General features: G+C 68.7%; 20 protein-coding genes. 8 read left to right on the forward strand and 12 right to left on the reverse strand.

Annotated elements, in window-relative coordinates; genetic code table 11:
- Positions 1-75 precede the first annotated feature (75 nt).
- Positions 76-273, forward strand: coding sequence for a hypothetical protein (locus MK177_06835; protein ID MCH2427033.1), 198 nt, complete (start codon positions 76-78; stop codon positions 271-273).
- 220 nt (positions 274-493) lie between these two features.
- On the opposite strand, the gene nth is transcribed toward MK177_06835, so the two are convergent.
- Positions 494-1,135: an endonuclease III gene (gene nth / locus MK177_06840; GenBank protein MCH2427034.1), complete on the reverse strand. Its 642-nt coding sequence runs from the start codon at positions 1,133-1,135 to the stop codon at positions 494-496.
- Between the two features lie 26 nt (positions 1,136-1,161).
- Between nth and mshD the strand changes: the two genes are divergently transcribed.
- From mshD to MK177_06860, 4 genes are read left to right on the forward strand one after another with little or no spacing between them, the layout of a single operon-like run.
- Positions 1,162-1,923, forward strand: a complete 762-nt coding sequence (mshD, locus tag MK177_06845) for a mycothiol synthase (GenBank protein MCH2427035.1) — start codon at positions 1,162-1,164, stop codon at positions 1,921-1,923.
- The gene (gene rlmN / locus MK177_06850) at positions 1,920-3,056 is read left to right on the forward strand and encodes a 23S rRNA (adenine(2503)-C(2))-methyltransferase RlmN (protein MCH2427036.1); all 1,137 of its coding nucleotides are present in this window, start codon (positions 1,920-1,922) and stop codon (positions 3,054-3,056) included. Before mshD ends, rlmN begins: the two co-directional genes overlap by 4 nt.
- 13 nt (positions 3,057-3,069) lie before the next feature.
- Positions 3,070-3,408 carry a hypothetical protein gene (locus tag MK177_06855; protein MCH2427037.1) on the forward strand — a complete coding sequence of 113 codons (339 nt, stop codon included), beginning with the start codon at positions 3,070-3,072 and terminating at the stop codon, positions 3,406-3,408.
- A 13-nt stretch (positions 3,409-3,421) separates the two neighbouring features.
- Positions 3,422-4,138 (forward strand): ubiquinone/menaquinone biosynthesis methyltransferase, encoded by a 717-nt coding sequence (locus MK177_06860; protein MCH2427038.1) that lies wholly within the window; start codon positions 3,422-3,424, stop codon positions 4,136-4,138.
- A gap of 61 nt (positions 4,139-4,199) precedes the next feature.
- Here MK177_06860 and MK177_06865 read toward each other — a convergent pair whose 3' ends face one another.
- Positions 4,200-5,171 carry a 1,4-dihydroxy-2-naphthoate polyprenyltransferase gene (locus tag MK177_06865; protein ID MCH2427039.1) on the reverse strand — a complete coding sequence of 324 codons (972 nt, stop codon included), beginning with the start codon at positions 5,169-5,171 and terminating at the stop codon, positions 4,200-4,202.
- 16 nt (positions 5,172-5,187) lie between these two features.
- Here MK177_06865 and MK177_06870 point away from each other — a divergent pair, with 16 nt between their 5' ends.
- Both MK177_06870 and MK177_06875 read left to right on the forward strand, forming a co-directional pair.
- On the forward strand, positions 5,188-7,158 hold the full coding sequence (locus MK177_06870) for a thioredoxin domain-containing protein (protein ID MCH2427040.1): 1,971 nt from the start codon (positions 5,188-5,190) through the stop codon (positions 7,156-7,158).
- 81 nt (positions 7,159-7,239) lie between these two features.
- Positions 7,240-7,533, forward strand: a complete 294-nt coding sequence (locus tag MK177_06875; GenBank protein ID MCH2427041.1) for a hypothetical protein — start codon at positions 7,240-7,242, stop codon at positions 7,531-7,533.
- 42 nt (positions 7,534-7,575) lie between these two features.
- On the opposite strand, the gene MK177_06880 is transcribed toward MK177_06875, so the two are convergent.
- The 7 genes from MK177_06880 to MK177_06910 all read right to left on the reverse strand — a co-directional run bounded on the left by MK177_06880 (position 7,576) and on the right by MK177_06910 (position 16,035).
- Positions 7,576-8,775: a thiolase family protein gene (locus MK177_06880; GenBank protein ID MCH2427042.1), complete on the reverse strand. Its 1,200-nt coding sequence runs from the start codon at positions 8,773-8,775 to the stop codon at positions 7,576-7,578.
- A 29-nt stretch (positions 8,776-8,804) separates the two neighbouring features.
- Complete coding sequence (locus tag MK177_06885; protein MCH2427043.1) at positions 8,805-9,227, reverse strand: OB-fold domain-containing protein; 423 nt, start codon at positions 9,225-9,227, stop codon at positions 8,805-8,807.
- Positions 9,228-9,367: 140 nt separating this feature from the next.
- The gene (locus tag MK177_06890) at positions 9,368-9,985 is read right to left on the reverse strand and encodes a nitroreductase family protein (protein ID MCH2427044.1); all 618 of its coding nucleotides are present in this window, start codon (positions 9,983-9,985) and stop codon (positions 9,368-9,370) included.
- Positions 9,986-9,992: 7 nt separating this feature from the next.
- Positions 9,993-10,661, reverse strand: a complete 669-nt coding sequence (locus tag MK177_06895; protein MCH2427045.1) for a hypothetical protein — start codon at positions 10,659-10,661, stop codon at positions 9,993-9,995.
- Positions 10,662-10,789: 128 nt separating this feature from the next.
- Positions 10,790-14,338: a DNA polymerase III subunit alpha gene (gene dnaE / locus MK177_06900; GenBank protein MCH2427046.1), complete on the reverse strand. Its 3,549-nt coding sequence runs from the start codon at positions 14,336-14,338 to the stop codon at positions 10,790-10,792.
- Positions 14,339-14,351: 13 nt separating this feature from the next.
- Positions 14,352-14,867, reverse strand: a complete 516-nt coding sequence (locus tag MK177_06905) for a bacterial proteasome activator family protein (protein MCH2427047.1) — start codon at positions 14,865-14,867, stop codon at positions 14,352-14,354.
- Between the two features lie 79 nt (positions 14,868-14,946).
- Positions 14,947-16,035 carry an alkaline phosphatase family protein gene (locus tag MK177_06910; GenBank protein MCH2427048.1) on the reverse strand — a complete coding sequence of 363 codons (1,089 nt, stop codon included), beginning with the start codon at positions 16,033-16,035 and terminating at the stop codon, positions 14,947-14,949.
- A 147-nt stretch (positions 16,036-16,182) separates the two neighbouring features.
- On the opposite strand from MK177_06910, the gene MK177_06915 reads away from it, so the two are divergent.
- Entirely contained in the window at positions 16,183-16,623 is a 441-nt protein-coding gene (locus MK177_06915) for an Rrf2 family transcriptional regulator (GenBank protein MCH2427049.1), read from the forward strand.
- Positions 16,624-16,636: 13 nt separating this feature from the next.
- Here the strand turns inward: MK177_06915 and MK177_06920 are convergent, their stop codons facing one another.
- The 3 genes from MK177_06920 to MK177_06930 are packed head-to-tail and all read right to left on the reverse strand — an operon-like array spanning position 16,637 to position 18,422.
- Entirely contained in the window at positions 16,637-17,602 is a 966-nt protein-coding gene (locus MK177_06920) for an RluA family pseudouridine synthase (GenBank protein ID MCH2427050.1), read from the reverse strand.
- Positions 17,599-18,069, reverse strand: coding sequence for a signal peptidase II (lspA, locus tag MK177_06925; GenBank protein MCH2427051.1), 471 nt, complete (start codon positions 18,067-18,069; stop codon positions 17,599-17,601). The genes MK177_06920 and lspA overlap by 4 nt, the downstream gene beginning before the upstream one ends.
- Positions 18,066-18,422, reverse strand: a complete 357-nt coding sequence (locus MK177_06930; protein ID MCH2427052.1) for a hypothetical protein — start codon at positions 18,420-18,422, stop codon at positions 18,066-18,068. Before MK177_06930 ends, lspA begins: the two co-directional genes overlap by 4 nt.
- Positions 18,423-18,587: the final 165 nt, after the last annotated feature.

Below are 18,587 nucleotides of genomic sequence, written 5' to 3' on the forward strand. Positions count from 1 at the left end.
GGCCGTCGCCGGGAGCATCGGAGGGCATTTCGGATGCCGTTGGACCGGACCGGCCCACAGGAGCAGACTCCCACCATGGACACCGGCAATTCCGCTGAGCTCTCCTCGATCGCCACCCAGATGGCAGACCTGGTGCGCCGTGTGGTCGCCCTGACTGAACAGGGGGACGGGGTCCGGGCCGGGGAGCGACCGGCGCTCCTGGAGGTCGAACGCCACCTCAGGGGTGCGATGAGGGAGTTGGAGCGCTCCCGCCGGGCCACCCTCGGCGACTGACCACCGGTTGGTGTCTACCAACGGATGTCGTTCGCCTCCACCACAAAACGTCGTTCGGCGCCCCTGAGGGCGCCGAACGGGCGAGGTGGGTGGCGGGAACCCGCTCCTCGCGGCCAGGTGGCGGGACCCGGCAGGGGGAAGGTACTACACCGGGAAGCGTGCTAGAAGCGGTTCTGATTCACATTGGCATGTGTCATTCGTCTCATGCTTGTCGACGTGATCAGACCTCCGAGGCCGGACAGAAGTCGTTCAGGACGCATTCACCGCAGCGGGGCCTTCGGCTCGGGCAGACACGCCGACCATGGAGGATTAGGCGCATACTGAACACGCCGCGCTCGGCCATGGGCACCATGGGGTTCAGCTCGTACTCCACCTTGACCGGATCGGTCTCCGTCGTCAGCCCCAGACGCCGTGACAACCTCCCGACGTGGGTGTCCACGGGCAGCCCCGGCAGGTCCAGGGCCACGCTCCGCACGACGTTTGCAGTCTTGCGACCAACTCCCGGAAGTGACGTCAAGTCGACCATGCCACCCGGCACCACGCAGTCGAACACCTCGACGAGGCGTTGGGCCATGCCGAGCAGGCTCCTCGCCTTGTTGGCGTAGAAGCCGGTGGAATGGACGATCTCCTCCAACTCGTGGGGCACGGCCCCGGCAAGGTCCTCAGGCCGCGGATATGCGGCGAAGAGGGCCGGGGTAACCATGTTCACCCGCTTGTCGGTGCACTGTGCAGACAGGATGGTGGCCGCCAGGAGCTGAAACGGTCCATCGTGGTCGAGCTCGCACTCTGCATCCGGATATTCGTCGGCGAGCCGACGATGGGTCTCGCCGGCCCGACCCTTCGCAGACCGGGGTCGTCCCATGGGGGCCGACGGTAGCCTCACCGGCCATGGACCGGTTCACCGTCTCGGACGGAACCGACACCGCCACCCTGACCGGCGACCCGGAACATCCGGACGTCGAGCTGCGGAGGTGGACCGTCGACCTCGACCTTCCCGCCGACGGCCCGGAGGCCGGCAACCACGCGGAACGTGGCTGCCGCATGCTCGAGGCGGCCACGCAAGCCGTGTCCATACAGGGCGGAGGACGCCTCGAGTTCTGGATCGAGCGGGTCGGCCCGCGGAGCGATCAGGTACCGACGACCGCCGGCTTCACACCACATCGCGACCTGCTCCGCCTCCGTCGGGAGCTTCCGGCACTGCCTACCGACCTGACCACCCGCCCGTTCACCCCGGAGGACGCCGAAGGGTTCCTGGCGGTGAACAACCTGGCCTTCGACTGGCACCCCGAGCAGGGAGGCATGACGCTCGAAGTACTGCAGGCCCGGCAGTCCGAGTCGTGGTACGACCCGGAGGGCTTCCTGCTCCACGAGGTCGACGGCGACCTGGCCGGCTTCTGCTGGACAAAGGTGCATGCCGAACAGTCCCCGCCGCTGGGCGAGATATATGCAATCGCCGTCCACCCCGAGCACCACGGCAGGGGCCTGGGCCGGGCACTCACCCTGGCCGGCCTCGCACACCTGGCCGGTCGTGGGCTCCGCCACGCCATCCTCTACGTCGAGTCCGACAACCGACCAGCACTCCGGATGTACTGGGGCCTCGGGTTCGACAAGGAGTTCACCAACCGCGCCTACCAGCGCATCGTCCGGTGAACGAGCGGATCGACTCCGGGTCGGTGGACGGTCGTCCCAGGAGCCGGTACGACCTGGACCGCCAGGAGTTGTCAGACCTGCTCGACGGCCAACCGGCCTACCGGCTGGACCAGCTCTGGCAGGGCCTCTACCGCGACCTCGCCGAGCCCGACCAGATCACCACGCTCCCCACCGACCTCCGCCGGGAACTCCTCGAACGCCTGCCGGCTGCCCTGGCCCTGGACACCCGCTCCGAGGGCGACGGTGGCGACACCGTCAAGTGGCTCTGGAAGCTGGCCGACGGTGCCCTGATCGAGACGGTCCTCATGCACTACGACGACCGGTCCACGGTCTGTGTGAGCACACAGGTCGGCTGTGCCATGGCCTGTGGGTTCTGCGCAACCGGCCAGATGGGCTTCGACCGCCACCTGTCGACCGGCGAGATCCTCGAACAGGTCGTGCGGGCCCAGTTGGAGGCCGGGGACCGGCGGGTCTCCAACGTGGTCTTCATGGGCATGGGGGAACCGCTGGCCAACTACGACAGGACCTGGGCAGCCGTCGAGAGGATCCACGGTGACCTGGGGCTCTCGGCACGCCACCTGACCATCTCCACGGTGGGCCTGGTCCCCGGAATCAGGCGGCTGGCCACCGAGGAGCTACCGGTGAACCTGGCCGTGTCCCTGCACGCCGCCGACGACGGGCTACGGGACGAGCTGGTTCCCATCAACCGACGGTGGCCGCTGGCCGAGTTGGCCCGGGCATGCGCCGAACACGTCGCCGCCACCGGTCGCCGCCTCTCCTTCGAGTGGGCGCTGATCCACGACACCAACGACCGCCCCGTCGATGCCGAGCGCCTGGCTGCCTACGCCAGACCCCTGGGCGCCCACATCAACCTGATCCCCCTGAACCCCACCCCCGGCTGGCCCACCCGCGGCTCGGCACCCGACCGGGTCAGGGCCTTCGCCGACGAGCTCCGCTCCCGGGGTGCCAACGTCACAGTCCGGCGCACACGTGGCACCGACATCGATGCGGCCTGCGGGCAGCTCCGGGCCGACCGGGTGGGCGGCCGGGACACCTCCCGGGTCGCCGATCCGGTCCGGCGGGCAGTCGGCACGGCGCCGTCGTCGTCGGGCCGCATCCAGCCCCGCCCCTGACAGACTGTCCGCCGTGGAACCCAGACGCTGGCTGAACCGCAGCCATCCCCAGACCCTGCTCAGCGCGACGATGCTCCTCTACATCGAGGGGCTCTTCAGCCTCGTCAGGGGCGAAGTTCAGTTGCTGATCGGCGTGGCGATGTTCCCTGCGGCATGGGCCATCGCCAACGACCGTCGTTGGGGCTGGCGGCTCGGCATAGCCGCAGCGGTGCTGAACGTGCTCCTGCCTCTGCAGTGGTACGGGCTCGGCCGCCCGATGAGCCTCGCCTTCGCCCTGCTGTTCCCCGTCGTCCTACTGGTGCTCCTGGTGCACCCGGTCAGTCGGGAACACCAGCGCATCTGGTTCGAGTGAGCCGTCGGTGCCCATGAGCGCCTCCGACTCCCCCACTCCAGATCCGACGCAACCCCTTCCCGAGGGGGAGGCGAAGGCGACCGCCATGCGGTCGATGTTCGATGCCATCGCTCCCCGCTACGACCTGGTCAACAGGATCATGACGTTCCGCCTCGACGTGCAGTGGCGGCGCCGGACCGTCCGCCGGCTGGACCTCCCCGACGGCTCCGTCGTCTTGGACCTGGCCTGTGGCACCGGCGACCTCTGCCGGGACCTGGAGCGGGCCGGCTTGGCACCGATCGGCATGGACCTCTCCTGGGGAATGCTGGCCGCCGCCCGTACCGGCGCCCCGCTGGTGCACGGCGATGCCCTGCGCCTCCCGGTGGCCGACGGCGCGGCGGACGGCGTCACCTGTGGGTTCGCCCTGCGCAACCTGATCGGCCTCGAGCCCTTCTTCGCCGAGCTGGCCCGCGCCCTGCGACCGGGTGGCCGGATCGCCATCCTGGAGGTGGACAGCCCACCGAACCCGTTACTGCGCCTGGGACACGGCCTCTATTTCGGGCGGGTGGTGCCCTTCATCGGCGGCCTGCTCTCCGACCGTGACGCCTACCGCTACCTGCCACGATCGGTGGCATACCTGCCATCCGAGGAGGACCTGCTGGCGACAATCGCGTCAGCCGGTTTCGTCAGCGTGGCCAAGGAGCGGTGCAGCGGCGGAATAGCCCAGCTGCTCACCGCAACCCGGGCCTGACCGCCTGACCGGATCCGACGGCTCCCGGTCAGGCCGAAAGCGCCAGAACCACGGTCGCCGATCAGGCTGAGAGCGCCAGGCCGGCGGCCAACAGGATCCCTGCCGCCAGCTGCGTCCTTCCGGTCCGCTCCAGCACGCCGATCAGGTCCCGACCCTCGGCTCCGCCCAGCACCACCCGCACGGCCGGGCCGGCCAGGACCCCCGCGCCGAGGACCAGGAATGCCCAACGCCGGTCCAGGGCGCACAGGGAGCCCACGACCAGGGCTCCGTCCACCAGGACGACGTAGAGGACCCGGGTCCTACGGTCGCCCATGCGGACGGCCAACGTGCGCTTGCCGGCCTCGGCGTCGGCCGGACGGTCCCTCAGGTTGTTCACCACCAGCAGGGCACAGGCCAGGAGTCCCACGGCGGTGGCCGCCGCCCAGGCCACGGCGGGTACCTGCCGCTGGTGCACGTAGGTGCTGCCGACGGTCGCCACCAGGCCGAAGAAGACGAAGACGAACACCTCGCCCAGGCCCAGGTATCCGTAGGGACTCGGTCCGCCCGTGTAGAGCCAGCCGGCGGCCATCGACGCGGCTCCGACCACCAGGAGCCACGGCGTGACCGCTGCCGCCAGGAGGAGGCCGGCCACGGCAGCCACGCCGAAGGCGCCCAGCATCGCTAGCCGGACCTCCTGCGGGGTGGCCAGGCCGGATCCCACGAGGCGTTGCGGCCCCACCCGGTCCTGGCCGTCGGTGCCCCTCACGCCGTCCGAGAGGTCGTTGGCGTAGTTCGCCGCCACCTGGAGTGCGAGGGCCACCACGAGGGCGGCGGCGGCCCGCCACCAGACGATCCCGGACCCGGCAGCCACGGCGGTACCCACCAGTACCGGGACTACGGCAGCTGGCAGCGTCGGGAGTCGGGCACCGAGGATCCACCGCTGCATCCCGGCAGTCTGCCAGCGTGCCCGCCCGCTGGCCGCTATCCGTCGGCGGAGCCCGGCGGCAACGCAACGGGCCGCCACCAGGGTCTCGGCGGCAACGCAGCGGGCCATCACTAAGGTCCGGGCGATGAACCTCCTCGGCGACGAGACCAGCCCCTACCTGCGACAGCACGCCGACAACCCCGTCCACTGGTACCCGTGGGGACCGCTTGCAATGGCCGCCGCTGTCGAACGGGACGTGCCCATCCTGCTGTCCGTCGGCTACTCGGCGTGCCACTGGTGCCACGTCATGGCCCACGAGTCGTTCGAGGACCCGGTCATCGCCGCGACCATGAACGAGGGCTTCGTGAACGTGAAGGTGGACCGGGAGGAGCGTCCCGACGTCGACTCGATCTACATGGATGCCGTCACCTCCCTGACCGGTCGGGGCGGCTGGCCCATGACAGTGTTCTGCCATCCAGACGGACGACCCTTCCACGGCGGCACCTACTGGCCGGACCGTCCCAGGGGCGGGATGCCCTCCTTCCCGCAGGTTCTGGCCGCGGTCAGCGAAGCCTGGCAGAACCGTCGTGACGACCTGGACGGCATGGGCGACCGGCTCACCGCCACGATGGGCCGCCACGCCGAGGTGGAGCCCTCCGACGCGCCCCCGGGTCCCCGGACCCTCGCCGGCGCCGCCGTCCACATGGTCCAGGTCCACGACCTTGAGTGGGGTGGATTCGGTGGAGCCCCCAAGTTCCCACAGGCCATGAACCTCGAGGCGCTGCTGCGCCACATCGCCACCACCGGGGACATACCGGCGAATCTCATTCTCACACGGACACTGGATGCCATGGCCTCAGGCGGGATCTACGACCACCTTGGTGGCGGGTTCTCCCGCTACTCGGTGGACCGCTACTGGCTGGTCCCCCACTTCGAGAAGATGCTCTACGACAACGCCCTCCTGGCCCGCGCCTACCTGCACGGCTGGCAGGTCCTCGGACACGACCATTGGCGGCAGGTGGCATCCGAGACCATCGAATACGTGCTGCGAGACCTCCGCCACCCCGACGGCGGGTTCCTCTCGGCGGAGGACGCCGATTCCGAGGGAGTCGAAGGAAAGTTCTACGTCTGGTCTGAGGCAGAGGTCCGTGAGGTGTGCGGGGTCGATGCCGACGCTGCCGTCTCCTGGTACGGGATGTCCGAGAACGGCAACTTCGAAGGCGCCAACATCCTGCACAGGCCGGTCCGCGGCGACCTGTCGAGGCCCGACGACGTGGAGCGGGCCCGACAGGCCCTCTTCGCCCGACGGGAGGCCAGGGTCCGTCCGGGCCTTGACGACAAGGTCCTGACCGAGTGGAACGGCCTGATGCTGGCCACCCTGGCCGATGCCGCCATGGCGATGGGCCGCGAAGACTGGATGGAGGCCGCCCGGACCAACGGCGACTTTCTGTGCAGGACGCTGCAACGCGCCGACGGCCGATGGCTGCGCTCCTGGCAGGCCGACGGAGGCGCCAGGGCGCTCGGCTACGCAGCCGACCATGCGGCGATGGTGGACGGCCTGACCCGGCTGGGCGAGGCCACCGGCGAGGCCCGCTGGACCGAGGCGGCCATCTGCAGCGCCGACGTCCTGCTGGAGCGCTTCAGCGACGATGCCAACGGCGGCTTCCACATGACCGGCAGCGACGCAGAGGCCCTGGTCAGGCGTCCCAAGGACCTGATGGACAACGCCCAGCCGTCGGCCAACAGCCTTGCCGCCGTCGGCCTGCTCCGCCTCGGAGCCCTGGTCGGCGACAGCCGCTATACGGAGGCCGCTGAGGGCGTGCTGCGGCTCCTCGGCGACCGAGTGGCCGAGCACCCCACGGCGTTCGGCCACCTGCTGGGTGCCGTCGACCTGTTCCACTCGGGAATCACCGAGGTGGTGGTCACCGGCGACCGACCGGATCTGGTGGCCGCGGCCGGCGGGACATGGCGACCGAACGTGGTCCTGTCATGGGGTGAGCGCATCCCGGGCCCGCTCTGGGAGGGCCGTGACGGGGACCGCGCATGGGTCTGCCGGGACTTCGCATGCCGGGCCCCGGTGGACACCCCCGACGGCCTCCGGGCCGAACTGGGCTGAGGTCCTGACCACCCGGCCGTCGTGGGCCACAGGCCTGCTATCAATGCCACCCGTAGCCAACGACAATCAGGAGGCCCACCAGTGCTCTTCCACATCACCCACCACCACGACGAGACCACCTGTCCAGCGCACGACGAGGCTGTGGTTGCCGAGACCTTCGGTGCAGTGCTCGGCACGCTCAAAGAGAACGTGAACGAGGTGATCGGCGCCTGGGTGGATCCACCCGGACATGACTTCTTCTTCGTGGTCGATGCCGACGACGCGGGACAGATATTCACCGGCCTGTTCCCGATCGTCTCCGCCGGGACTGCGAAGGTCCAGCCGGTCGGCGACTATGTGGCAATGATGAAGGTGCGCGAGCAGATGAATGCATGACCGGCTTGGCCCTACCTACGTGGCAGGTCAGGGCTTCCAGATTTAGGCAGCCGCCTTCTCCAAGATGTGGATGCCGCACGCCGAGCCGAGGCCGATCACGTGTGTCAGGCCGACCTTCGCGCCCTCGATCTGGCGGTCGCCGGCCTCGCCACGGAGGTGGGTGGTGACCTCGTAGACGTTGGCCACGCCGGTGGCGCCGATCGGGTGACCCTTGGAGATCAACCCGCCCGAGACGTTCACAGGGGTCGGACCGTCGCGGAAGGGGCCACCCGAGTCGATGAACTCGCCGGCACCGCCACGCTCGCAGAGGCCTAGGTTGTCGTAGTGGATCAGCTCGGCGGTAGCGAAGCAGTCGTGCAACTCGACGAGGTCCAAGTCCTCCGGGCCAACGCCGGCCGCCTCGTAGGCCTGGGCGGCGGCGTTGCGGGTCAGGGTGTTCACGTCAGGCTGTACCTGGCCGCTCTCCACCCAGGGGTCACTAGTCAGCACCGAGGCCGAGATCTTCACGGCCCGCTTCTGCACATCGTCGGGCATGGAGCGGAGGCGCTCCTCGGAGACCAACACGGCGGCGGCCGCACCGTCGCCGGTCGGACAGCACATCAGCAGGGTGTTGGGGTAGCTCTGCACCGGTGAGCCCATGATCTCCTCCATGGAGAACTCCTTGCGGTACTGGGCCAACGGGTTCAGCGTGGAGTGCTGGTGGTTCTTGTAGGCCACCCTGGCGAACTGCTCGAAGCCGACGCCGTCGTAGTCACACGCGTACTCCATGCCCGCCTGGGCAAAGACGCCGGGCATCGTCTCGGTCCCGAGGATGCCGTCGACGCCGGTCACCGCTCCGTAGCGGCCTGTGGGCTCGAAGACCTTCTCCTCGGCCTTGCTGCCACCACGCAGCAGGCCCATCTTGCCCATCTGCTCTACGCCGAAGGCCAGGCCCATCTGCGCCTCCCCGGCCTTGATCGAGAGGTAGACGGTGCGCAGGGCCGTCGCCCCGGTGGCACACGCGTTGGTCACGTTGAACACCGGTATGCCGGTCTGGCCGATCTGCTTCTGCACCCGCTGGCCCATGCCCGACTGGGCCTGGAAGAGCGTGCCGGCGCCCATCACGTCCATGTCGTGGATGGTCACCCCGCCGTCCGCCAACGCGTCCATGCAAGCCCGCGAGGCCAGGTCGACCGCGTCCAGCTCCGGGTAGCGGCCGAACCGGGTCATGGACGTTCCGAGGATCCAGACTGCGTCGCTCATTCCTAGTTCTCCTTCTATCGTCCGTAGGGTCAGGCAGCCGCGTAGCCGAAGGCCACGCAGTCGGTGCCGTTGTCGTCTGTGCCGCAGCTGAAGGTGGTGAACCGGAGGCGCATTCCCAGCTCCGCTGTCATCGGGTCCTCCAGCCCGACCACGTTGGCCCGCACCGAGGTGCCGTCATCGGTCTTCACGATGGCCGACACGTACGGCACCGGTATGCCGGGGGCCGCCCGGTAGACGATGCTGAAGGAGCGCAGGGTGGCGTCGTCCGCGACGCGCACGGGCCTGAACTCATCCTTCCCACACTTCGCGCAGGCATTGCGCCGGTCGAAGTAGCGGGCCTGACAGCCGGTGCACTCACTGGCCTCCAGGTGCGGGTCGTCCCCGAGGCGCAGGTAGTCGACGATCGGCAGCAGGGCCGGAATCTCGGCGCTCTCAGACGATTCCTCAGTCATGCGGTCTCCTCCGGACGTGGCGCACGGTCACGCCAACGGGCCGGACACTACCGACCCTCCCATCGACCCTCCCATTCGGGCCCATGTCGGAGGATCCTCCGGCACCGCAACCCGGACACACGGAGAGACCAGCGACCGGATCACCAGGAGCCGCGGTGCAGGACCTCGCCGAGCGGACGCCGGCCCCTGGCTGCCGACCGGCTGGAGCGGGCTGCGGATGGTTCCGGATGGCCGATCGCCACCGTGCCGACGGCGCGGGCCTCGTCGGGAACGCCGAAGCGGCGACGTACCGCATCCTCGTGTTCGAAGAGCCCAAAGAAGCAGCAGGCCAGGCCCGTCTCGACGGCCAGGAGCTGGAGGGCCAGGGCCGCGAACGCCGCGTCGGTCAACCAGTACGGGACCGTCCATGCCTCCGAGCCGGCGCCGAGGCCGGTCGGCGCCTTGTCCGGTTCCCCGTAGCGGGATACGTAGAGACCTGGCAGGCCGAACGGCACGACGAGTGCTGGGACATTCAGGAGCCCCGGCCAGGGAAACCCCCCACGCCGATCGGCGGGAAGGGTGGTGTCCCAGTAGGCCCCCACGTCGACGCCCTCCAGGACCAGGAACTCGACGCCCTGGCAGTTGCCGGCGGTCGGGGTGCGTCGTGCCAGGTCGACGAGGTCGTCAAGCAGGCCGGCGGCCAGGGGTTCGGGAGTGAACGACCGGCAGGACCTGCGGTAGCCCAGGGCGTCGGAGACGGTCACCGGAGGCGGCGCCACCGCCGGATCAGAGGTGCTTCTCGAGGTCCTCGGCGAGCGCCCAGCCGAAGGCCACCAGCACGTCGCCGTTCGCCACGTCCAGCGCATCGAAGTAGGCGGCCACGTCCGCTTCGATCTTCTCCGGCTTGAGGCTGGAGTGGTCGAACAGGCAGGCCTGGGTGCCCTTGCCCGGTGAGACGAAGCGGCGTTCGTCGTAGGCCAGGGTGGATAGGCCAAAACGCTTCACGAACCGTCGACCCCACGCCCTCTCCTCGCCGGAGGCCTTGTGGCCGGGACGGGGGACGATGTCGGAGAGGGCCCTGTAGGCCTCGAACCCCGAGGGTTCGTTGAACCGGGAGCCGATGATCACGTCCTCGTCCGGGAAGGCGAGCACGGCCCGACGCAACTGCTCGGCGACCAGCGCCCGGAGCACCGTGTCACGCCTGGAGGTCCTGTGAACCGAGGCCAGGCCCACGATGACGCTCGGCGTCCCGCCGATGCGCTCCAGGGTGCAGAAGGCGAAGCCCTTCAGGCGGCCACCCTCGCGGACGGTGGTGATGAGCACCCACTCCTCGGTCTGCTTGGAGATCAGCCCGATGCCGAATGGGTTCGGCCCCATGGCGCAGAGATCCGCCATCTCCTCGATCTCGGCGTCGCCGAGCATCGTGCAGTCCTTGGTCTCGACCTCGATAGCCATCGGCCCAGATGCCTCCGAATCCGCCTGTGGTACCCACTCCATCCTGCCGGTCGATGGCCTTGTTCCCAACCCGGCAGCTCACCGGGGGCCGCAGGGGGCCGATCGGGGGGGGCCGGTCATCCGAAAACTCAACCGACCAGAACCGAGTCCGCTCCCAGCAGCACCCTGATCTCGCCCACCAGTCCACTGGCCGGATCCACCGAGAAGTCGTCCGGGAGGCGCAGCACCTGGCTGTCGCCCAGGTGGAGGTAGACCTCGGAGTCGCCGGGATGGGCCACCAGCAGCACCTTGAGCTCCTCGATGGTCTCCTCACGGATGCTCTCCACCGGCAGCCGCACGCGTACCGGCCTGGCCTGCTCCAGCTGAGAGACCTCCAGGACCTCGACCTCGTGGCAGATCAGCTTGGGAAGGTCGTCCCGTCGATCGACCCGCCCCTTGACCAGCACGATCCTGTCGTCCTCCAGCTTGTGGCCGTGTTCGGCCATCGTCTTCGGGAAGACCATGACCTCCATCGCTCCACCCAGGTCCTCCAGGTCGAAGACGGCCATCAGGTCCCCGCGTCTGGTCCACTTCTTGGAGAGGTTCGTGACCACCCCGCCGACCACCCTGATCAACCCGTCATCGACCTCGGCCAGGTCGTCGATGCTGGATTCGGATCGGCGTCGCAGCGCCCCCTCGTAGCCGCGCAGCGGGTGGTCTGACACGTAGAGGCCGAGCATCTCCTTCTCGAATGCCAGCCGTGTGTTCTTGTCGAACTCCACGTCGGCCACCACCGCACGCTCGTCGAAGTCCGGGCCTTCGGTGCTCTCGCCGAACAGCGACATGACCCCCATGTCGTGTTCCTTACGGCGGGCCACCGTGTGGTCGATTATCTGCTCGTGGGCATGGAGGAGCCCCTGGCGAGGGTGGCCCAGGGCGTCGAATGCCCCAGCCTTGATCAGCGACTCGACCGTCCGCTTGTTGAGCACCATGGTGTCGCAGCGCTCCGCGAAGTCGTAGAAGTCAGCGAAGGGTCCGTTGGCGGCCCGCTCGACCTCGATCAACTCCACCATCCCCTCACCCACGTTGCGCACTGCGGAGAGCCCGAAGACGATCCGACCCGGCGACTCCCCCGGCCTGGCGTCCGGCGCGGGCACCGGCTCGAAGTCCGAACGTGCCACGTTGATGTCCGGTACGTCCACGACGATGCCCAGCACCCGGCACTCGTTCAGGTACACGGCGGCCTTGTCCAGGTTCGACTTGACGCTTGTCAGCAGGGCCGCCAGGTACTCCACCGGATAGTGGGCCTTGAGATAGGCGATCTGGTAGGCGATCAGGCCGTAGCCGTACGAATGGCTCTTGTTGAAGGCGTAGTCGGCGAACTGCTCGATGACGTCGAACAGTTCCTCGCCCAGGGCCGTGCCGTAGCCGGTGGCGTCGCAGCCACCCACGAAGGACGCACGCTCCTTCTGCATGAGCTCCCGTATCTTCTTGCCACAGGCCTTCCGGAGGTTGTCAGCCTCTGCCAGCGAGTAGCCAGCGAACTTCTGGGCGACCCGCATCACCGATTCCTGATAGATCATGAGGCCGTAGGTGTCGGCCAGGAGTTCCTCGGCATCCGGGTGGAAGTAGTTCACCGCCTGCCGGCCGTTCTTTCGATCGGCATAGTCGTTGTGCATGTTGGCCGCCATCGGCCCGGGCCGGTAGAGGGCCACCAGGGCGGCCACGTCCTCGAAGCTCGTCGGGGACAGCGAACGCATCAGGGCACGCATCGGGCCGGACTCCAGCTGGAACACCCCTATGGAGTCGCCCCGGGCCAGCATCTCGAAGGTCGGCCCGTCGTCCAGGTCCACGTCGTCGATGTCGACGACCTCTCCGCGGATCCGATCCACGTGGGCAAGGGTGTCGGTGATCACATCCAGGTTCCGGAGGCCCAGGAAGTCCATCTTGAGTAGGCCCAGGTCCTCGACACCGTGCATCTCGTACTGCGTGACGACCGGGGCGTCGTCGGGATCCTGGCCCGACTCCGGCTTGCGCTGGATGGGGAGGTACTCGGTGAGTGCCTCCCGCGTAATGACCACGGCCGCCGCGTGGATCCCATCCTGGCGACGAAGCCCCTCCAGGCCCTTGGCGACGTCGACCACCGATCGCACGTCGTCGTCGCCCCTGTACATCTCGCGCAGGTCAGCGGCCATCTTGTATCCGTCGGCGTGCTTCTCGGTCTCGGTGAGACATGCGGCCAGCGGGGTGTCCCGGCCCAGGATCAGAGGCGGCATGGCCTTGGCGATGCGGTCTCCCATCAGGTACGGGTAGCCCAGCACCCGGGCGGCGTCGCGCACGGCGGCCCGGGCCTTGATCTGGGAGAAGGTAACTATCTGGGCGACATGGTCCCGTCCGTACTTCTCTGCGGCGTAGCGGATCATCTCGTCCCGGAACCGGGAGTCGAAGTCCATGTCGATGTCCGGCATCGAGATCCGGCTGGGATTCAGGAAGCGCTCGAAGAGCAGGTCGTACCGGATCGGATCCAGGTCGGTGATCCGGAGGCTGTACGCCACGGCACAGCCAGCTGCGCTACCCCGCCCGGGGCCGACCCGGATGTCCTGCTCGCGGGCGTGGCGGATGAGGTCCCAGGTGATGAGGAAGTACGACGAGAACCCCATGTCCCTGATGGTCCGCAGTTCGTAGGCCAGGCGCTCCACCACCGTGTCCTCGAGCTCGGCGCCCCACCTGCGTCGTGCCCCCTCGAAGGTCAGGTGCTCGAGGTAGGCGTCCGCGTCCTCGAATCCCTCCGGGATCGGAAAGTCCGGAAGCCGGGGATTGCCGAACTGGATCTCCACGTTGCACCGTTCAGCGATCCACAACGTGTTGTCGCACGCATCGGGGAGGTCCCGGAAGAGTTCCCGCATCTCGTGCGAGGTCTTGAGGTAGTGCTCCTCGCCGGAGAACCGGAACCGGTTCGGGTCGCTCATGAGCGAGCCGGTCTGGACGCACAGCAGGGCGTCGTGGGCCCGGGCGTCCTCCCTGCGGATGTAGTGGCTGTCGTTGGTTGCCAGCAGGGGTGCCCTGAGCTCCCGTGCGATCTGCTCCAGCTGCGGGTTGGTCCGGTGCTGTTCGGGCATCCCGTGATCCTGGAGCTCGACGAAGAGGTTTTCCCTTCCGAAGATCTCCTGCAGGCGGGCCGCCTTGGTCAGGGCGTCGTCGTAGTCGTCACGCATCAGGGCCTGGAGCACATGGCCGCCGAGACATCCCGTGGTGGCGATGAGTCCCTCGCTGTGCTCGGACAGCACCTCCCAGTCGACCCGTGGCTTGTAGTAGTAGCCCTCCAGGAACGCCCGGCTGGCCACCTGGATGAGGTTGCGGTAGCCCACGTCGTTCTCGGCGAGGAGGGTCAGGTGGTACATGAGCTTGCGGCCACCGTCGGTCTGGCCGCCGGAGTCGTCCACCCGGCCCCGGCGCGACGGCCGTTCAAAGCGGGTGTCATGGGCCATGTAGGCCTCCGTACCCAGGATCGGCTTCATCCCGCGGTCCCGGCAGGCCCTGTAGAAGTCCAGGACCCCGTACATGTTTCCGTGGTCGGTGATCCCCAGCGCCGTCTGACCGTCGGCCGCTGCAGCGTCCACCAGCTCGTCGACCCGTGCCGCTCCGTCCAGCATGGAGAACTCGGTGTGGACGTGGAGGTGGGTGAACCCGCTGCTCATCTGAACGCTCAGGTCACAGGTAGGTGCCGTGCCGGGTCTCCGGACCGTCGACCGGGTCACCAGGCGCCAGTTCCGGACGCCGCATGCCCGCCAACTGCTGCTGGGCGGCCATCTGCTGGGCGAACAGGGTGGCCTGGATGCCCTGGATCAGGCCCTCCATCCATCCCACCAGCTGGGCCTGGGCGATCCGCAGTTCGTCCACGCTGGGCGCCGCCTCCTCCCCGAAGGGAAGCGCCAGCCGTTCCAACTCGTCCCGGAGGTCGGCCGAGAGCGCTGAGCCAAGCTCGGCCACCGAGGTCGCGTAGATCTCCCGGAGTCGATCCCGGCTGGGCTCGTCCAGGGGTGCCGATCGCACCTCCTCGAGCAATTGGCGCATCATCGTGCCCACCCGTATGACCTTGCCGGGATGCTCGATCGACTCGTCGACATCGTCCACCTCGTCGCCCGATCCCTCCCCGACCACCTCCGTGGGGTCGGTCAGCACCTCGGGTTCCACCGTCTCCGGTGGCTGTGGGTCATCGTCCGGCATCGTCCCGGACTCTATGCCGATCGACACCCCCCGGGTGGGCGACCATCGGGCTCCATCCGTCGGTGTTCGGAGCCACTCCTCAGGTGACCACGGCCAGGGCCGGAACGAGCATCTCGTCGACCGTCATGGAGCCGTGACGACCGATCAGGTGGAACGACATCGCCTCGGCGGGATCCACGAAGGCCACTGGGTCTCGGGCCAGCACCGCCACGTCGCCCAGCCGCGCCCTCGCCACGGCGGTCACCTCGGGTCCCAGCCACCCGGCAGTAACCACCTCGTCCACCGAGCGGACCCAGCCGACAGCGTCGAAGGCCTCGTGGGCGGCTTCCAGCAGGTCGCCGGCAGACCCGGCGCGGGCGTGAAGCCACCGGAACCGGGCCTCGCCACTCTGTCCGTCCACCAGCCTGGTCACGGACTGCGGAAGGTCGATGAGCTGGTCCCCCACGTGGACCTGGCCGTGGTCGGCGGTGACGACGATCGCAGTACCCGCAGGAAGCCGGGTGGCCAGCTCCGCGACCATGGCGTCGCACGCCGCCAGCTCCTCCTCGTAGCGATCGGCCAACCCAAATTCGTGGGCCGTTCGGTCGATGTCGTCCCAGTAGGCGTATACGAACGGCTCACCGCCGTCGAAGGCCTCGAGAACCCTGGACACGAGGCCGTCCCGATCCCGGTACCCCATGAGGCGGGTGTCGGACAGGTGGACGGCCGTGAACCCCGACTCGGCGAAAGCCTCCCGGGTCACCACCGGTGGCCACTGCGCTTCGAACAGCTCGCAGGGCTGGAACTCCCGGGGATCGTGCCGTCGTCGGGCATCCCCGTCCCCGGTGGTCCACCGCAGAGCGTTCAACACCTCGGCGTGGGCCGCCCCCTCCGGAGCCCCGACGGCGATCCGATACCCGACCACCCCGTGGAGTCCAGGCGCCACGCCGGTGGATATCGAGGTGAGGGCGGCCGCCGTCGTGCTGGGGGCGACCGTGGTAATCGGTCCGCCGGCGAGGGCCGCCAGGTTCGGAGCGGCCGCCGAACGGGACCTCAACTGCTCCCAGCCCAGGCCGTCCAGGACCAGCAGGAGGATCCGGCGGGACCCGAGCACCTCTCCTGGTAGCCACGACGGCCAACCACCGGGTACAAGGTCACCATGCAGCAGGGCCGGCACCAGGGCCGTCACGCACGCTGCGTCGTACGCCGGGGCGACCGGTTGGGCATCTACCTCGGCAGGTTGCACGGGCCGACCGTACTGTCGGCTCCACCGACAGGCGACCACCATGGGCCGACATCGCTGGTGCCGGGAGCACCGGGTCTAGGATCCACCGACGTGAAGGTCTCGACGCGGGGTGATTACGCCAGCCGCGCACTGTTGTCCCTCGCCCTCCACGGCGACGGCCAGACTCCCCGATCGGTCCGCGAGATCGCCGACAAGACCGGGCTTCCCCAGCCCTACCTGGAACAGATCCTGCTGGCCCTGAAGGGCGCCGGCCTGGTCCGGTCCAAGCGGGGCGTCGGCGGGGGCTACGTCCTGGCACGCCAACCGTCGCTGATCCTGCTCTCCCAGATCGTGGCCGCCGTGGACGGACCCATAGTGGCCGGCGACTTCAGCGATCCCCACACCGACGGGGCCTGCGACCACGAGGGCCAGTGCGTCCTGCTCTCCATCTGGGCGAGCGCCGGGAGCCACATGCGCAGCTACCTGGACTCGTTCACCCTCGAGACCATCGCCACCATGGCCCGCGGTGAGGCCTCCTGGCCTGACGCCTAGGGGACCGGCGGGTTCACGTCGTCTGCTCGGCGGGCCGATCCAGCGACTCAGGCTCGCCGAGGCCATCAAGGATCTCGCGGAGGTCGGCAGGCAGCGGCGCATCGAAGGCGAGGTGGTCGCCGGTCACCGGGTGGTCGAAGGACAGGTGGGCGGCGTGCAGGAACGGCCGATCCAGCACCAGCCCGCTCCGCTCCCCACCGTAGGTGCCGTCGCCCACCAGTGGGTGTCCTATGGCCGCCAGGTGGACGCGGATCTGGTGGGTCCGCCCGGTCTCGAGCCGGCACGACACCCGCGAGACCTCGGGATCCCTCCAGATGGCCATCACCTTGTAGCCCGTCCTGGCCGGTCGGCCCGAACCGACCACGGCCATCCTGGTTCGGTCCCTGGGTGACCGCCCGACCGGGGCATCCACCACGCCGTCAGCCGCCTCGAACAGCCCCCAAGCCAGCGCCTCGTAGCGACGTCCGACCGAACGGTCCGCCAGTTGGGCCACGAGGGAGTCGTAGGCCGCCTGGTTGCGGGCGACGGCCAGCGCCCCGGACGTACCCAGGTCCAGCCGATGCACGATGCCCGGCCGGGCCGCCGAGCCGACGCCGGCGATATCCGGGTGGCTGGCCAGGAGCCCGTTGACGAGGGTACCTGTCGAGTTGCCGGCGCCGGGATGGACAACGAGGCCTGCCGGCTTGTCCACGACGAGGACGTCGTCGTCGGCGTACAACAGCGGAACGCTGATCGACGAGTCCGGCTCGGGCACGTGGACCGCCTCGCGCTCGAAGCCGGTGACCACCAACTCCTCACCCTCCCGGAGCCGACGGGACCGTTGGAACACCACCTGGCCGTCTACGGACACGCTTCCGGCCGCCAGGGCACCGGCCGCCCGGTTCCTGCTCACGTAGGCCAGGAGGGATACCACCCGGTCGATGCGCTCGCCGTCCAGGGCAGGAGGTATGGCCTCCCGGAAGCCGGCCCCGTCAGTCATCGTCGCCAACCACGCCAGACGACGAGCCCCCCGGCCACGACGATCGTCGCGTCCGCCAGGTTGAACACGGGCCACCACTGCAGGTCGACGAAGTCGACCACGGCACCGCCCAGGAAGCCAGCGTCGTCCCGGAAGGCACGGTCCGAGAGGTTGCCGATGGCCCCGCCCACGATCGCACCTACGGCGACCCTGGCCACCGGATCCACCGTGACCGCACCCTGGCGGACCAGGAGCACGATCACGACCAGCACCAAGACTGCGAGGATCGGGCCGAGGCCCTCACCCCGACTGAAGGCCGCTCCGGTGTTGAAGACGAGTCGGAGCCGCAGGGTCCAGAAGATGTCGATGGTCTGATCGGCGAGCACTTCGGAGGCCCACCACTTGGTCAGCTGGTCGACGACCAGGACCGTGGTACCCACCACCGCCGACGCCTTCCACCGGCGCCGCGGGCCGGCGACGACGGTCACCGCCTACCCAGTCCCCCGACCTTGAACTCGACCCGCTGGGCGGCCCACGGGATGGCCTTGAGTCGTTCCTTGGGCACGTTCTTGCCCGAGGCGACGCAGACCCCGTAGACGCCAGTGCGGATCCGTTCCAGGGCGGCGTCGATCTGGTCGACCGCATCTCGGGCCTGGGCGCTCAGGGCGAGGTCCAGGTCGCGTTCCACAGCGAGCGTGTCGCCCTCGCCCGACTCGTCGTCGAACTGGACGTCACCAGGATCACGGTCCTCGAGCAACGAGTCCGCCTCGGCCTGCAGGCTGTCGGCACTACGCACGTAGCGGGCGCGCTCCTCGAGGAGGGCCTTCTTCTGCTGTTCCACAAACTTCGCACCAAACGGAGACTTCTTGGCAGGAGCCTTCTTGGCTGCGGGAGCCTTCCTGGCAGGAGCCTTCTTGGCTGCGGGAGACTAGCAGGCCGGAGACGTCATGCAAACCGGAGAAATGCAGCCCGGCGAGTTCATAAAGAGAGTAGAAATGCGTGGGGG

The sequence above is a fragment of the Acidimicrobiales bacterium genome (assembly GCA_022452145.1).
Taxonomy (GTDB): domain Bacteria; phylum Actinomycetota; class Acidimicrobiia; order Acidimicrobiales; family MedAcidi-G1; genus UBA9410.

What these genes read in the sequence shown, in the direction of transcription:
- dnaE (MCH2427046.1), bottom strand. Translation starts at nt 14,338, where the DNA reads ATGAGCAGCGGGTTCACCCACCTCCACGTCCACACCGAGTTCTCCATG.
- MK177_06880 (MCH2427042.1), bottom strand. Translation starts at nt 8,775, where the DNA reads ATGAGCGACGCAGTCTGGATCCTCGGAACGTCCATGACCCGGTTCGGC.
- MK177_06885 (MCH2427043.1), bottom strand. Translation starts at nt 9,227, where the DNA reads ATGACTGAGGAATCGTCTGAGAGCGCCGAGATTCCGGCCCTGCTGCCG.
- MK177_06905 (MCH2427047.1), bottom strand. Translation starts at nt 14,867, where the DNA reads ATGCCGGACGATGACCCACAGCCACCGGAGACGGTGGAACCCGAGGTG.
- MK177_06870 (MCH2427040.1), top strand. Translation starts at nt 5,188, where the DNA reads ATGAACCTCCTCGGCGACGAGACCAGCCCCTACCTGCGACAGCACGCC.
- MK177_06895 (MCH2427045.1), bottom strand. Translation starts at nt 10,661, where the DNA reads ATGGCTATCGAGGTCGAGACCAAGGACTGCACGATGCTCGGCGACGCC.
- MK177_06835 (MCH2427033.1), top strand. Translation starts at nt 76, where the DNA reads ATGGACACCGGCAATTCCGCTGAGCTCTCCTCGATCGCCACCCAGATG.
- MK177_06860 (MCH2427038.1), top strand. Translation starts at nt 3,422, where the DNA reads ATGAGCGCCTCCGACTCCCCCACTCCAGATCCGACGCAACCCCTTCCC.
- MK177_06865 (MCH2427039.1), bottom strand. Translation starts at nt 5,171, where the DNA reads ATGGCCCGCTGCGTTGCCGCCGAGACCCTGGTGGCGGCCCGTTGCGTT.
- MK177_06920 (MCH2427050.1), bottom strand. Translation starts at nt 17,602, where the DNA reads ATGACTGACGGGGCCGGCTTCCGGGAGGCCATACCTCCTGCCCTGGAC.
- mshD (MCH2427035.1), top strand. Translation starts at nt 1,162, where the DNA reads ATGGACCGGTTCACCGTCTCGGACGGAACCGACACCGCCACCCTGACC.
- nth (MCH2427034.1), bottom strand. Translation starts at nt 1,135, where the DNA reads ATGGGACGACCCCGGTCTGCGAAGGGTCGGGCCGGCGAGACCCATCGT.